We start from the raw sequence: 15,278 nt of genomic DNA, 5'->3' as shown, positions 1-15,278 counted from the left end.
CCTGTCTGCCCGCTCCCCGCCCCCCGATCCGCCGTTGCGCAAGCAGCGCACGCCCCGTTATCCGCAGTTTGACGCGGCTCTGGCACTCTGGCGCGGAACCCGTTTTTTGCCGCTGCCGGAGCCCTGCTCATGACCCAGACCTCGCCGATCCTTGCCCTGCCCTATCTGATGCCTGCCCAGGCGCAGAAACATGTGACCCATAACGAGGCGCTGCAGATGCTGGATGCGCTGGTGCAGCTCCGCGTCGAGGGCTTTGATACCGCTGCCCCGCCCGCCGGCCCCGCTGTGGGCGAGACCCATGCGCTGGCACAGACCCCGACCGGTGCCTGGGCCGGCCACGGGGCTGAGATTGCCGTCTGGCAGGGCGAAGGCTGGCTGTTTCTGGCGCCCTCCCCCGGCTGGCGCGCCTGGAGCCTGGCGGAAGGCGAACTCAGGGTCTGGGACGGCAGCAGCTGGATCCTGCCGCCCGCTGAAACCCAGAACCTCGGTCCTCTCGGGGTGGGCACCGCCGCGGATGCCGCCAATCCGCTGTCGGTTGCGGGGCCCGCCACGCTGCTGACCCATGCCGGGGCCGGCCATCAGCTCAAACTGAACAAGGCCGGCAGCCCCGACACCGCCGCGCTGCTGTTTCAGTCGGACTGGAGCGGCCGGGCCGAAATGGGGCTGGCGGGCTCTGATGATTTCTCCATCAAGGTCTCCGCTGACGGCAGCGCCTGGAGCACTGCGCTGGCGCTGACCGCAGACGGGCGCGCAGGGTTTGGCACCGCCAGCCCGGCGGCGCATCTGGAAATCCTGGGCGGCAGCGCCGATTACCTGCTGGCAGGCGATGGCAGCGCCGATTTCCGGCTGGGTGCGGATGGCAACGGCAGCTGCTCCGGCGCCTGGTCCGGCGGCGGCGCCGATTACGCCGAATGGTTCGAATGGGCTGATGGCAATCCACAAGGTGAGGACCGCCGCGGGGTCTCGGTGGTGCTGGAGGGCGCAAAGATCCGCCCTGCCGCCGCGGGGGAAACGCCGGTGGGCGTGATCAGCGGCAATCCGGCAGTGGTGGGCGATGGCGACATGGGCGCCTGGAAACATCGCTGGCTGCGCGACGCTTACGGCAGCCTGCTGCGCGATGCAGACGGGGCCCTGCAGGAAAACCCCGCCTATGATCCGTCACAGCCTTACGTGCCGCGCACCGAACGCCCGGAATGGGCGCTGCTGGGGCTGACCGGCAAGCTGCGGCTCAGGACAGGCCAGCCCGTGGCGGCACACTGGATCCGGATGCGGCAGGTCGCGGCAGAGGTCGAGGAATGGCTGGTCCGCTGAACGCCGCCGGAATTTCCTGGCGCTTCTTTGGGCGGGAGCCTGCCGCCATGCATTCGCATAGCGCTGCACCGCGCCAGCGGCGCCGGGCCCAAGGCTTTGAGACGCATCTGTGATGCGGCGCACAGGCGCGGGAGCCCCCGCCTTTTACCCTCTGCCCCTTACCCTTTGGCGCCTTGGCCGCGGGCATAGACATCCTCGTAGCGGATAATGTCGTCCTCGCCCAGGTAGCTGCCGGTCTGCACCTCGATCAGCACCATCGGCACCTTGCCGGGGTTCTCCATCCGGTGCACCGCGCCAAGCGGGATGTAGACCGACTGGTTCTCGGTCACGAGCTGCACAGTATCATCAACCGTCACCTTGGCGGTGCCTTCGACCACGATCCAATGCTCCGAGCGGTGGTGATGGCTTTGCAAGGACAGCGCCGCACCGGGATGAACATGGATACGCTTGACCTGAAAGCGCTCCCCCACGGCCAGGCTCTCAAACCAGCCCCAGGGACGGTGATCCATGGGGAATTCAGTGGCCTGTTTGGCCTGTTTTTCCTTCAGCGCCGCCACCGCCCGCTTCACATCCTGGGCGCGGTCCGCCGCAGCCACCAGCACCGCATCCGGCATCGCCACCGCAATAATATTTTCCAGCCCGATGCCGACCAGCTCCAGCCCTTCGCCTTCGGAGCGCAACAGGCTGTCCGCACAGTCAATCGCGGTGGCAGGCCCGGACGTCACCACGCCATTGCCGTCCGGGCCGCTCTCGCGCCAGACCGCGTCCCAGCCGCCCAGATCGGACCAGCCGCCCGCAAAGGGAACAACGCTGAGATTCTCTGCCTTCTCCATCACCGCATAGTCGATCGAGATATCCGCCGCCTCCTGCCAGGCCGCCGGCTCCAGCCTGAAAAAGCCCAAATCAGGCTGGCCCTGATCCACGGCAGCCTGCACCGGCGCCAGCAGATCCGGCGCATGGGCGCGGAACGCCGCCAGGATGGTTTTCACCGCAAACAGGAAAATCCCCGCATTCCACAGGAAATTGCCCGACGCCAGCATCTGCGCCGCAGTCTGTGCATCCGGCTTTTCGACAAACCGTTTCAGCCCGATCGGGCGCGGGGTGAAATCGCCGGGATCCTCTGCCAGCTCCAGATAGCCATAGCCGGTTTCAGCCCGGTCCGGCTTGATGCCGAAAGTGACCAGCTGGCCTGCGCGGGCAGCCGCCTCGCCTGCCGTGACAGCCGCCCGGAACGCCGCCGCATCCGGCACCACATGGTCCGAGGGCGCCACCAGCATCTGCGCTTCGGGATCCTGTTTTTCCAGCCACAAGGCCGCCGCCAGCACCGCGGGCGCCGTGTTGCGCCCTGCAGGTTCGATCAGGACGGCGCCGGGATCAATGCCGGCACCCGTCAGCTGCTCGGTGACAATGAAACGGAAATCGGAATTGGTCAGCACCAAGGGCGGCGCAAAGCCTTCCCCCGACAGCCGCGCCGCCGAGGCCTGGAACAGCGTCTCCTCCCCGGTCAGCGGCACAAACTGCTTGGGATAGCTCTTGCGCGACAGGGGCCACAGCCGGGTGCCGGAGCCGCCGCAAAGAAGGATGGGATGTATCATTATGCTGCCTTGCCTCCCCGCAGAATCCGGGCCGAAAACTCCCCGGCTCCCCGCATGTATAGCCCGCCGGAGATCTCAAGTGCGGTTGTTTTCACAGTCCGCCCCAGCATGAACTCCAGCGCCTTTGAACCCGCCTCGGCCAGTTGCCGGTAATCCGGGATTTCCGGGCTGACCGCGATCTCCAGCTCCGCAGCCTCCCCTTCCGGCAGCACCAGTTCCGGTGTCAGCGGCGCAAAGCTTGTCCAGGGGTTGCGGTAATAGGAATATTTGCTCCAGGTGTCCTGCACCCAGGCCTGGCTGCCATGGCGGATCGCCAGCCGTGCCGTCTCCGGCCCTTTCTGGATCTTGGCAAACACCTGCACCAGCCGCCGCCGGTTTGCAGGCAGCTGCAGCAGAAACCGGTCGCCGGGATGAAACACCCCCTCTGCAGGTTGCCAGCTGAGCGGCGGATAGACCCGCCCGGCGTCCTGGAAGCTGCGGCTTTCACCCGGATCCTGCGGCCCGCGGCCCTGCTCAAGGATCTCCATGATGTCGCGAAAGATAATCTCCGCATAGGCCCGCCCGCCAAAAGGCGTGGTGTGCTGATCGTCCCGGATGCAGGCGTCCAGGTCCAGATCTTCGCGGTAAAGGTTGCGCTGAAAGCAGCGCGGCCCTTGGGCGCTGCGGGTCTGCTGGATATTGCGCCGCTCCGCCTGCTGCGCGCTTTTCATCGGCAGCACCAGGTTCAGCACCGTAGTGCCGGAGGCTGCCAGGGTGTCATAGTAAAATTTCAGCGCAGGCCGGCTGAACACCGGCAGGGTGGTGGAATGCCATTCCGAAACCAGCAGCGTCTCCGGCCCCAGAAGATCCGCGATATCGCGCAGGCACATGCAGGCAGCAGTGTCGAAGTGGCTGCCAACCATCCCATGCTGATGGATCTCCAGACCGCCGCCGCAGGCCTCGTCCAGCATCCCGCGCAAATGCGCCGCATAGCCGGTTGCCTCCCCCTGCTGATTATAGTGCTGCGCCGTCACCGACGCGCCGAAAAACACCACTCTGCGGATCATCCGGAAATACCTTTTTGTGAAAACAGCTGCGCTCTGAAAATCACTTGGCCCGCAGATTATCCAGACCTTGTGCCAGGAACCACTCATAAGTGCCGCGCACCCCGGTCTCCAGCCCGATCCCGGCCTGCCAGCCCAGCCGCGCCAGACGCGTGACATCCATCAGCTTGCGCGGGGTGCCGTCGGGTTTCGACGGATCGGTCAGGATCTCCCCTTCAAACCCCGTCACCTCTGCCACCAGCTGCGCCAGCTCCAGGATCGAGACATCCGTCCCGCAGCCCACATTGATATGGCTGAGCATCGCTTGCGTTTCGCGCCCATAGGCCGCCGCCTCCAGATCCATCACAAACAGCGAGGCCGCCGCCATGTCGTCCACATGCAGGAACTCGCGCCGGGGCGTGCCGGAGCCCCAGATGGTGACGCTCTCTGCGCCGGCCGCGGCCGCCTCGTGGAAGCGGCGGATCAGGGCGGGCAGCACATGGGAGTTTTCCGGGTGGAAATTGTCGCCCGGCCCATAGAGGTTCGTCGGCATCACCGAGCGGTAATCCACGCCGTACTGCCGGTTGTAGCTTTCGCACAGCTTGATGCCGGCGATCTTGGCAATTGCATAAGGCTCGTTGGTGGGCTCCAGCACGCCTGTCAGCAGCGCATCCTCGGCCATCGGCTGGTCTGCCAGCTTGGGGTAGATGCAGCTTGATCCCAGTTGCAGCAGTTTTTTCACCCCCGCCTCAAAGGCCGCGTGGATGACATTGCACTCGATCATCAGGTTTTCATAGATGAACTCAGCCGGGTAGCTGTTGTTGGCAACAATGCCGCCCACCTTGGCCGCCGCCAGAATGACCTGATCGGGCTGTTCCGCCTGCATGAAGGCGCGCACCGCTGCCTGATCGGTCAGGTCCAGCTCGGCGCTGGTGCGGGTTATCAGCGTCAAATCCTCGCCTGCCGCCTGGCGCGTCTGCAATTGCCGCAGGATCGCACCGCCGACCATGCCGCGGTGGCCTGCCACATAAATCCGGGTCATGACCTTAGCCCTCAACGCTGACCGGCAGGTCCATGCCGTGTTCTTTCAGCAGCGCATGGCGGCGGGCGGTTTTCAGGTCTTCGGCGACCATCTCGGCGCACATTTCCTGGGTGGTGATTTCCGGCACCCAGCCCAGTTTTTCCTTGGCCTTGGCGGGATCGCCGAGCAGCGTTTCCACCTCCGCCGGGCGGAAGTAGCGCGGGTCGATCCGCATCACCACATCGCCGGGTTTCAGCGCCGGGGCGTTATCGCCCTCGACCGCCGCCACGGTGGCAATCTCCTCGACACCGCTGCCGGAGAATTCCAGGTGAATGCCCAGTTCGGCCGCCGACCACTGGATGAACTGGCGGACTGAGTACTGCTTGCCGGTGGCGATCACGAAATCCTCCGCCGCGTCCTGCTGCAGCATCATCCACTGCATCCGCACGTAATCCTTTGCATGGCCCCAGTCGCGCAGCGCGTCGATATTGCCCATATACAGGCAGGGCTCCAGGCCTTGCGCGATATTGGCCAGGCCGCGGGTGATCTTGCGGGTCACAAAAGTCTCGCCGCGGCGCGGGCTCTCGTGGTTGAACAGGATGCCGTTGCAGGCATACATACCGTAAGCCTCGCGGTAGTTCACGGTAATCCAGTAGGAATAGAGCTTGGCCACCGCATAAGGCGAGCGCGGGTAGAACGGCGTGGTCTCGCGCTGCGGCGTCTCCTGCACCAACCCGTACAATTCCGAGGTCGAGGCCTGATAGAAGCGGGTCTTCTTTTCCAGCCCCAGAAAGCGGATCGCTTCAAGCAGGCGCAGGGTGCCCATGGCATCCACGTCGGCGGTATATTCCGGGCTCTCAAAGCTCACCGCCACATGGGACTGGGCACCGAGGTTATAGACCTCGTCGGGCTGCACTTCCTGCAGGATCCGGGTCAGGTTCGAGGTGTCGCTCAGATCGCCGTAATGCAGTTTGAAGCGGGCCTGGCGCTCATGCGGGTCCTGATAAATATGGTCCACCCGCTGGGTGTTGAACGAGGACGCCCGGCGCTTGATGCCATGCACCTCATAGCCCTTCTCCAGAAGGAACTCTGCAAGATAGGAGCCATCCTGGCCGGTGATGCCGGTGATAAGAGCTTTTTTCATGTCATGACCTGTTCAATCAGAATTACCCGCAATTTTGCGCCGTGCTTAAGCCAGCCCAATGGGAAAGAGAAGCAGAACTTGCGCTGCCGGGCACTCTTAGAACAGGCTGTCATGGCGCACTGGACACAGGTTCCGTACCGGTCTCCGTCTCCGGCAGCGCTTCATATCCCAGCCGCTCGCAAAGCCGAATGTAGCCCGCCGCCGCCGGCAGCTCGTCAAGAACTTCCACAGACAAGGCCCGGCGAGGACGGTAAGCAATTTCGACGCCACTGCGCCCACTGTCCCCAGACAGATGAAGAGCAGAGAAATTATCTTTGAAATCAGGATTATAAGCCAGCCTCAAAATCGAGCATATCTGCTGCATGGACGCCTCGGGAGCAGCCGTGAAATCTTCATAACGCAAAATCTCGACGCCGTCGTAGTGATCCAGGAACAAATGGTAGCGTACGGCGTATTCTTCCAGCGTTGCGGGGGTGAAATGCAGCCATTGCTGGCGCCGCAAACTTAGATAAGAATCCAGAGGGTGCCGCACCGTCACCAGACTGCGCAGCTGATAACTCGCACTCAGAATCTCCGCTAGCGAGGGCCGCTCCGGCACTGTGCCCCCGTAACAGAAATGGCTGTGGCTGTGGTCGCGCAAAACCAAATCGCGGCCTTCCACACGGCTGTCGGCCGCCAGTTCCGCCAGCCCTGCCAAAAAAATTTTCGCCAACGTTTTCTGCGCCGGTGGCGCCGATCCAAGTTTGGCCAGTCCGATCAGATCGCTGGGCACAAAGGATTGCTGATGGCCCAGCTCGCTGAACGGGTCCACTTCGCTGAGCAGCCGGGTACAGGGCATAGAAGCAATGCATTTGCTGATCAATGTGCCGCCCGTGCAGGCGAATTGATGCACCGTGCGCATCACCGGTAGATCGCCCTGCCCCTCGGCGGCATAACCTGCCAGCTCCTCCGCCAGCCCTGCCGCGCGCAGCGCCTCCAATTGGACCGGATCCCGCGCCGCAGCCTCCAGCCTCTCAAAAGCGCCCGGCTGTGCCATCAGGCCGCTCATGTCCGTTTCTTCCCTTTAACCGCTCCCGCCTCCAAGCGCCGCGCCTGCGGTGCAGTCTTCGGAAGTTCAGTCAAATTTGCACTCAGCCTTTCCAGCAATCCATCCTGGGCTTCCTTCTGCTGCAACAGAAGGCCGTAACGCTGCTGCAATTCCTTCAGGTCCGCCTCCCGCATAGACTGCATCCGCAACGCCACCGAGAGGTTTTGTTGCGCCGCTCGCGCGTCCTCCGTCAGCTTTTCAACCCGATCCCACACAGATTGCAGCTCGGCCTGATGGCGCTTTTCCAGTTCTTCGGCGACCGGTCTCTGCTCCAGCTCCGCACGCAACCGGTCTGCCTCGCCAGCGGCATCTGCAAGGGCCTCCTTTTGCGCAGCGGCCAGTTCCGCCGCTTCCGCCTCATGGCGCACCAACTGCGCCCGGATTGCGTCGCGATCGGCTTCCAGCTCCGCCCGGGCCGCACTACTCTCCTGATTGGCAGCGGCCAGTTCCGCCGCTTCCGCCTCATGGCGCACCAACTGCGCCCGGATTGCGTCGCGATCGGCTTCCAGTTCCCCCCGGGCCGCAATACTCTCCTGCTGCAGCTGCTTTATACCTGCAGCAGCAGCCTTGTATTCAGCCAGCCCTCCGTCCAGCTGGGCCTCCTTCAAGGCCAGCTGGGCCTGAACCGCACCAAGCTCATTCTCCACCTGTATTCGAAACCCTTCGCTCTCCCGCAAGGCCGCAGACAGGGTCTGCAGGCTGTTTTTAGCCTCCAACCCTATACCGCATCTGCTGGCCAGCAGATGCGGCCGGTCCGGGTCCTGCGGACCGGCTTCCAGCCAGCAAGCAAAACCCAGCTCAGTCAGCCGGTTGTGCAGCATGGCAATACAACTGCCACCCTCATAGAGCGGCGCTCGCCCTTCCTGCACCCGGATGGCTGCAAACTTTTCCAGCGCCGCTGTTTCAGCCAAAGCATCGATAATTCCTAAAGCCTCTCCCGGTGTTTCGAGAACCAGCAGCCCAACTTGCCCTTGCGGCAGGTCCGCATCATCAATCAGCGTTTCAGGGCGGATTCCAGCAACAGGCGTCTGCTCCAAGATATCCAACCCCGGAAACAGATCTCGCAAAGCTTTAACCGGCGCCCTCAGGCCACTGAGATCGGAAAAATTGGCCCGGGAATAAGTCAGCCCGGCGGTCCGGGCACTGACAGCAGCCTGTATCGCTTGCACGGCTGGGAACTGCATCTCCAAGTGACGCAAATGCGGCATCGCCTCGGGATCCGCCTCAACCAGAATGACCGGATCCAGACCGGTTGCGCAATAGGTCGGCACCTCTGTGCCGCTGCCGGCCCCGATATGAATCACATAGTCGGCAGCCACTGATAAGCTAAAACTGATCATTGCTATCTACTGCCCTCGCGGAGCACCCCGCGCAACCGTCTGAACGGCGCCGTCATCCGGTAGGAGCGCGAGGTCTCAAAGCGGTGCACCAATGCCTTTTGCGCCTCCCTCTCCTGCTCTAGATCAACCAGCGCCTGCCCTGCCGCCTGCAGCGCGCTTTCCTTGGCTGCCAGCCGAGCCGCCAGCGCTTCGGTCCGGGCCTCCAGTACCGCCACGCTGTCCAAGCCGCTGCGCATCTGATCCAGACGCTGTTCCAGTTGGCGTTTCTCGCCATAGAGCGTTTCCAGCTGCTCATACAGGCTGCGCTGCTGGTTGCGCAAAAGCTCCAGCTCCTGGCTTTCCTCCACCCTGTTCAGATAGGCCTGCAAGGCCGCCTCGGCATCAGATCCATCCGCCGGACCGGCCATTGCCGCCGCTGCAAACTCGCCGGCCAGCCGCCGCAGCCCCGGGTCCGCCAGCAGCCTGTTCTGCACCAGCGCCATCAGCACACCACCCGGCGCCGGACCTGCGGCCTCCTGCATCCGGGCCGCCGCGGCACTCCCCGGCGGCAGGCCGCAAAAAGCCAAAAAGGCGCCAGGGTCCCGGCGCAGCAATCCGACCTCAGCAATCCGCGCCTGCCTGCGGCTGCGCCGTTGCACGCCCAGCACCGCCGCGGTTGCGGCCTGGCACTCCGCCAGCGCCTCCGCCACCCCCCTGCCCGCCTCCAACGCTTGGCACAGCACCTCTGCCGGGGCCGGGCACAGCAGCAGTATGGCCGGACCATCCGGCCCTTGCGGATACGGCAACCGGGGCGAAAGTTCTACCGAATACGCGCTGCTCAGCACGTCCTGCACTGCCGCGGCCAGCGTCGCATCCGCAGCCCAAAGCAGCAGGCCCTTGCCGGATTCAATCGCCGCCAGCGCAGCTGTCTCTTGCGTCTTGCCTGTCATCATTTCCTCAATCAGCAGCCGGTCATCACCCGTCATCGGCAGAAACCTTTTACGTCCGCACCGTCTGGAATGACAACCCGGCGCCTCATCCCCTGCCGTTTTATCCGCGACAGCTCCAGCCGCCGCCTGCTATAGGGCAAGCCGGACAGATTTCCCCATAGCAGGCGAACCAAACCGGATGATACGGATCTTCAAAACCGGGCCGCACGCCCGCCGCACACCGCTCAGCTACCCGGCCCTGGCCCCGCTCTTTGCTGACCGCATCGAGCTGGTCGAGCGCCCCGAACATGCGGATCTCTATCTCTTTGCACATCTGCTGGATGTACAGCAGGCCCCCCGCGCGTTAGCCGAAGACTGGCGGCGGCGGCGGCGGCCCATCGTGCTGCTGTCCGAAGAACCCTTCTGGGACACCATCTGGGGTCGCCAGCCTCTGGCGCACCAGCGCTTGGCAGAGAGCCCCTGGGGGCTGCTGCCGCTGCATCAGCTCAACCACCATACCTCAGATATTTTCCGTTTCTCCCGCATTCCCTACTACCTTCTGACCAATCACCGGTTTGCCAACGCCTATGCCGCAAAATTCACCCGCAACGCACAGATCACTCCGGCGGGCTGGGCCCAGGCCTTCCGTACCCGCGCCACCGCCCTCACTTTCATGTTCGAGCGCCGCCCGGAACCATATCATTCCGTCCGTTGGCCCGAGGGCGGCATCACCGGTCTGTGCTACTGGCGCACATTGGTGGCTGAAGCCTGCCGCCGCGGCCCGGTTGAGCGGCTGGGCCGCAGCTGGCAGCCCGATGCGCTGCCCCGCAACCGGCTCAGCGACTGGCACCTGGACAAGCTGACAGCACTGGACGGCCATCAAAAGGTGCTGGCCGCCTTTGAGAACACCCATCAGCCAGACTATATCACCGAGAAGATTTTCGACGCATTTGCCGCAGGCGCGCTGCCTGCCTATTACGCCGCACCGCGCCACCGGATCCATGATTTCGGCCTGCCGCCGGCCTCCTGGATTAATCTGCATGGACAAAGCACACAGCAGGCCGCCGCGCAGCTGGACGGGTTGCCCTGGCAGGACGGCCCCTGGCTGGAGGAGACCTGCCAAGCCTATCACAAAGCCCAGCAGGTGCTGGCAGCGCTCTTCTGCAATCCGAAGCACTGGCAGCAGGAGCGCCGGCGCCTGCAGTCCGCCCTGCCCGCCGCCTTACGTAGGATCCTGGACAGCTGACCTGGATCAGCCCTGCAGCCGCGGCTCCAGCCGCAGGCGGTCCGCGCGAAACCGGTCATTCAGAAAAAACAAGTTGAGCTCGCAGCCCGCCGCCTGTTCGGCCAAGGCCCGGTCAACCGGAATTCCGGGATGGACGGCGCGCGCACCCGGCGCCAGCAGCAACGGTGCCCCGGTTCCGACATCGCGAAAACCGCCTTCGGGCAGGAAGTAGCGCAGCACTGGGCTGCAGGCGATCAGGCCGGTACTGTGCAACGCCAGAGACAGCACCGCCTCCTGTGCCTGAGCCAGGATATCCGCCGGAATGCGCATGCCAAGGCAACTCCAGCGGCCGCTGTCTCCCGCCACTAGCTCCAATACCAGGCCATCTTCGCCCGGCTCCAGCGTTAGCCGCGCCTGACCGCCCGGGTCGCAGGACAACCACAGATCTTCTCCCAGGTCCAGGTGCCCGGCGCAGATCTCACGGCGCCCCCCGTCCGCCAAGGCGGCAATCTGCTCCTGCAGGAACTCCAGGGAAAGCGGTCCGGCCGGACCGCGGGCAATCGTCTCCAAAGCATTCACAGGACGTTCCTTCTCCAGTTGCGCAGCAGCCGCACACTCGTGGAAACCGCCGCCGAATGCAAGAACGGTTGAGGCGGCCCGGCCCGGCTGCTACAGCGCGGCAAGAGATATCCTGCCGGCACTCAGCCCGGCCCGCACCAGTGATCCCGATTCAATGAACAGCTTCGTCCCCGAACCGCCCACGCCCGTCCTCAGCGGCAACATTCTCGCCCATGACCGCGGCTGGCAGTATCCGGCGATCACCGAAGAGCACGCCTTCCGCCAACTGAAGACGGCCGGTGCGGTGCCGGACGGGGCAATCTATGCCGCCTTTCCCTGGGCCACGTTGATCGACAAACTGCACCGAAAATCCGGCGGTCATGAAGAGCTGCTGGCGCAGTTCCGCACCTTTTGTGCACAGCTGCCCGCGGACAGCCTCAAAGTAACAGTCTGCCAGCATATCCGGATGAAAGACATGCTGTGGCTGTTCCGCGAGGCGGGCATCAGCGAGATTTTCTGGCCCCACACCACCCGGGAGGATGCCGCCGCAGGACACCAGGGCGGTATCCGCCTGCACCCTTTCCCGCTGTATCCGGTGCAGCAGGTCCCTGAGACGGACAGCCGCGCCGCACGGCAGCATCTGTTCTCCTTCATCGGCGCCCGCGCCAACCAGCACTATCTGACCGAAAGCCGCAACTGGATCCTCGATCTGCTGGCGGATCATCCCCGGGGCCAGATCACCGGGCGCGACAGCTGGCATTACAATAAGGTAGTCTACAGCCACCAGGTGCGTGACGCTAACGCCCGCAAATCAGACAGCCAGCCCCATATCGACGGGACCGCCTCGCAGGAATTCCGCGACTCGCTCACCACCAGTATCTTTTCACTCTGCCCCTCCGGCAGCGGCCCCAATTCCATCCGCCTGTGGGAAAGCCTCGGCGCTGGCAGCATTCCGGTGATTCTGGCCGACACCTGGGCGCCGCCAGGCGATCTGAAGCTATGGGAATCAGCGGTGCTGTTCTGTCACGAAACCCCCTCCGCCATCGAAGCTCTGCCCGCACAGCTGGAAGCTATTGCCGCCGATCCCGAAGCATTGGCCCGGATGCGCCACGCAGGCCGCCAGCTGTGGCTGCTCTACGGCCCCGGCGGTTTCATCCCCGATCTGCAGGCTTTCATGCTAGAGGCGGCTGGCGGCCATACAGCCCAGCCGCAAGCCGCCGCCGCTGGCGGCAGCACCTGCGGCTTTCTGGCCAGCCAGGCGTGGGCTTTGGCCCGGCAAACGCCCACGCCCGCCGCCACTGCCCGGCTGTTTCTGAACACTCTGGCAGCCAGCCTGCTGCTGGACGGAGCAACCGCCGCCGAAGCTCATGCCGCGGATCCGTTGGTCCTACAGGCAGAGCAGGCTGCCCGCGCCGCCCTGCCCGCCAATGACGGCATTATCCGGCAACTGGACGCGGCACAGGAGCTGATGCACCGCCGCGTGCTCCTTCAAACCCGCCGGTCTCCTGCTCCAGCGCTGAACCGCGGAGCCCTGATGCGGGTCTGCCTGTTCGGGCGGCATGCCAGCCGCACCCCGCTGGCCTATGCCCCTTTCCAGACCCTGGTTCACGGCAAGGTGGAACTGACGGCAGAACCCGGCGCCGCCGATCTGGTGCTGAGCGGCTACAGCATTGACTTGAGGGAAAACGCTGCCGCCCTGCTCGCGGCGCAAACGCGCAATCCGCGGCTGCGGATGGTAATCGTGTCGGAAGAACCACTATGGGACAGCATCTGGAGCAACGGCTTCATGGACCGGCAGCGGCATCTGGAACTGGACGGGGGCCACCTCGCCTATACCTTTCTCAACCATATGAATTCCAACATCTTCGCCTTCCGCAAGATCCCCTATTTCCTGCTTACCGACTCTCGCTATCTGGCCCGCTATGCGCTGCTGCTGGGGCGCCAGGCCGCGCTCAGCCCGCCAGCGCTGCTGCAGCGCTGGCGGGCTGCCCCGGTGCCCGCTGCCTTTTATGCCGAAGTGCGCCGCAAGCCGGCCTACGGGCAGGCCTTTCCAGATCACCATCTTGAAGGGCTCAGCCTCTACCGCACCGAGGTAGCAGAGCAGACCGCCCTGCCCGGCACCCTGCGCGAGGGCCAGGGCTGGCGCCCGGCCGGCGCCCGGCGCCAGGCGCTGGCGGACTGGCACCTGGACAAGCTGGCCGCACTGGACGGACGGGCACGGGTAATCTCGGCCTATGAAAACACCCATCAGCCCGATTACATCACCGAGAAGATCTTTGATGCTTTCGCGACCGGCGGCATCCCAGCCTATTATGCATCGCCCGCGCACCGGATATCAGAATTGGTGCCGGAAGGAGCGATGCTCAACAGCTACGGCCGGAGCGCCGCGGAAGCCGCCCTGCAGATTGCCGGTTTCACTCCGGATCTGGCCTTTGCCGAAGCCTGGCTGGACGCGGCCCGGGCCCTGCAGCGGCGCTTTACCCGATTGCAGGATGCCGCCGCCGAGCGCCAGCGGGTGGCCAGTGCCGTGCTGCAGGAACTGGAGGCTTGTCTGGCCTGACGGCACCGCCTTTGCCACTGGAAACCCCGCTGCCGCGCTTATAAGGTCCGGCGCAGCAGCCAGCCCCCCACAACGCCAGGAGCCGGAGCCCGATGCCCAATACAGAGTTCAAGCGCCGCATGGATGACCGGCTGGCCCGCTGGTATCAGGGCAAGGATCCGCATTCCGACCCCAAGCGGCAGCAGCGGCGGAGCTATATTGCCGGCCTGGTCAACAAGACGGCGATGCACCGCTATGCCGCTCGCCTGGAGCTGCCGCTGCCGGAGTGTTACGCTGAGACGGAGCAGCTGGAGGATCTCAATTTCCCAGCTCTGCCGGAGCGGGTTGTGATCAAGCCCAACAATGCCGCCAATAATGACGGGGTGATGCTGTTTGACGGCGCGCGCGAGGTTTTCTCGGGCGAAACCGTGCCGCTGGATCAGCGGCTGAAGTTTGCCCGGGCGGTGCTGTCGCGCGGCAATTTCGTCAAGCTCGGCACCCGCTTCATCGCCGAGGAGTTCATTCAGGATTTCGACCCCGCCTTCACGGTGCCGCGCGACTTCAAGGTCTATGTGGCAGGTGGCCGCCCCTGGGTGATTCAAGTGGTCAACCGCGTGGGTAAAAAGACGGACTGGAGCCACCGCTACTACAGCCAGGGCTGGGTACCCTACGGTCCGTTCCAGCGCTCCAACGCGATGGCGCCGGTGATTGCAAAACCGCAGCATTTCGAAGAGCTTTTGGAACTGTCCGCCCGAGTGGCCCGCGACATCAACTGCTTCATGCGGCTGGACTTCTACATCACCGCCCAGCGGGTGGTGTTCGGCGAGTTCACCTCTTACCCCAATGCCGGGCTGCAGTTCACTCCGACCGGCAACAATGTGCTTTGCGATCTGATGGACCGCTACCCGGATCCGTTCTGATGGCCTCCCTGCTCTCCTCCACCGGTTTTCCCGCCCTTCCCCGGACAAAGGCACGCATCTGATGGCAAGACGTCTGTTTCTTTCCGGCACAGCCCGCGCCGGCACCAGCGCTCTGGTAAATATCCTGAACCTGCACAACCACATTATGATGGGGCAGGAGCGCTATTTCTTCAAGTTCCGCCGCAATGAAATCTGCCGCGCCCATTTCGAAAAGGAACGTTTTCTGGACCTGCGCGACGGCGACACCCACAAGCATGGCGGGCTGCACGGCCTTCCGCCTGGCCAGCGCGCACGGCGGTTTGACCATGCGGTCTATACCGGGGACAAATTCCCGCCCCTGTTCCGCCATCTGGACCATGTGCTGACGGAATTCCCCAAAGCACGCCATATCTACCTGCTGCGCAACCCGCTATCGGTGGTCGAAAGCTATGAAGCGCGTTTTCAGAATTCGGACGACGACTGGACGCTGGACTGGCGCGCTGGACTGGAGGCCTGGAATGAAAGCGTGGGCCGGGTCTCGGCTCTGCCGCCGGGCGTGCTACAGCAGTTCCTCTTTGTGCAATATGAAGAAATCTACGCTAGCCCCGCCGCCATCAATGCCCTGTTCA

13 protein-coding genes are annotated in these 15,278 nt (G+C 64.1%); 5 read left to right on the top strand and 8 right to left on the bottom strand.

The genetic code is table 11. From position 1 onward, the window contains the following. Window positions 1-129 precede the first annotated feature (129 nt). On the top strand, window positions 130-1,311 hold the full coding sequence (locus A2I95_RS22300) for a DUF2793 domain-containing protein (protein WP_291733389.1): 1,182 nt from the start codon (window positions 130-132) through the stop codon (window positions 1,309-1,311). Between the two features lie 158 nt (window positions 1,312-1,469). Here A2I95_RS22300 and A2I95_RS22295 read toward each other — a convergent pair whose 3' ends face one another. From A2I95_RS22295 to A2I95_RS22265, 7 genes are all read right to left on the bottom strand, one after another. Next, complete coding sequence (locus tag A2I95_RS22295; RefSeq protein ID WP_291733386.1) at window positions 1,470-2,906, bottom strand: mannose-1-phosphate guanylyltransferase/mannose-6-phosphate isomerase; 1,437 nt, start codon at window positions 2,904-2,906, stop codon at window positions 1,470-1,472. Then, window positions 2,906-3,952, bottom strand: coding sequence for a hypothetical protein (locus A2I95_RS22290; protein WP_291733384.1), 1,047 nt, complete (start codon window positions 3,950-3,952; stop codon window positions 2,906-2,908). Before A2I95_RS22290 ends, A2I95_RS22295 begins: the two co-directional genes overlap by 1 nt. Window positions 3,953-3,992: 40 nt before the next feature. Then, window positions 3,993-4,970, bottom strand: a complete 978-nt coding sequence (locus tag A2I95_RS22285; protein ID WP_291733383.1) for a GDP-L-fucose synthase — start codon at window positions 4,968-4,970, stop codon at window positions 3,993-3,995. 4 nt (window positions 4,971-4,974) lie between these two features. Beyond that, entirely contained in the window at window positions 4,975-6,093 is a 1,119-nt protein-coding gene (gene gmd / locus A2I95_RS22280; protein ID WP_291733381.1) for a GDP-mannose 4,6-dehydratase, read from the bottom strand. Window positions 6,094-6,202: 109 nt separating this feature from the next. After that, a complete protein-coding gene (locus A2I95_RS22275) occupies window positions 6,203-7,141 on the bottom strand; it encodes a hypothetical protein (RefSeq protein WP_291733379.1) in 939 nt (312 codons plus the stop codon). Then, complete coding sequence (locus A2I95_RS22270) at window positions 7,138-8,520, bottom strand: hypothetical protein (protein ID WP_291733377.1); 1,383 nt, start codon at window positions 8,518-8,520, stop codon at window positions 7,138-7,140. The genes A2I95_RS22275 and A2I95_RS22270 overlap by 4 nt, the downstream gene beginning before the upstream one ends. A gap of 2 nt (window positions 8,521-8,522) precedes the next feature. Further along, entirely contained in the window at window positions 8,523-9,485 is a 963-nt protein-coding gene (locus A2I95_RS22265) for a hypothetical protein (RefSeq protein ID WP_291733375.1), read from the bottom strand. 142 nt (window positions 9,486-9,627) lie between these two features. On the opposite strand from A2I95_RS22265, the gene A2I95_RS22260 reads away from it, so the two are divergent. Continuing rightward, complete coding sequence (locus tag A2I95_RS22260) at window positions 9,628-10,674, top strand: glycosyltransferase family 10 (RefSeq protein ID WP_291733373.1); 1,047 nt, start codon at window positions 9,628-9,630, stop codon at window positions 10,672-10,674. A gap of 6 nt (window positions 10,675-10,680) precedes the next feature. Here A2I95_RS22260 and A2I95_RS22255 read toward each other — a convergent pair whose 3' ends face one another. Beyond that, entirely contained in the window at window positions 10,681-11,232 is a 552-nt protein-coding gene (locus A2I95_RS22255) for a hypothetical protein (RefSeq protein ID WP_291733370.1), read from the bottom strand. A gap of 154 nt (window positions 11,233-11,386) precedes the next feature. On the opposite strand from A2I95_RS22255, the gene A2I95_RS22250 reads away from it, so the two are divergent. The 3 genes from A2I95_RS22250 to A2I95_RS22240 form a co-directional block, all read left to right on the top strand. Next, a complete protein-coding gene (locus A2I95_RS22250) occupies window positions 11,387-13,771 on the top strand; it encodes an exostosin family protein (protein ID WP_291733368.1) in 2,385 nt (794 codons plus the stop codon). A 92-nt stretch (window positions 13,772-13,863) separates the two neighbouring features. Beyond that, window positions 13,864-14,670 (top strand): ATP-grasp fold amidoligase family protein, encoded by an 807-nt coding sequence (locus tag A2I95_RS22245; protein ID WP_291733366.1) that lies wholly within the window; start codon window positions 13,864-13,866, stop codon window positions 14,668-14,670. Between the two features lie 61 nt (window positions 14,671-14,731). Beyond that, window positions 14,732-15,278: sulfotransferase (locus tag A2I95_RS22240; protein ID WP_291733364.1), on the top strand; the 547-nt coding region annotated here is incomplete at its 3' end.

Source organism: Leisingera sp. F5, assembly GCF_001593695.1.
Note: the sequence above shows the minus strand (reverse complement) of the source record. Positions and strands in the feature narration are given on the sequence as shown.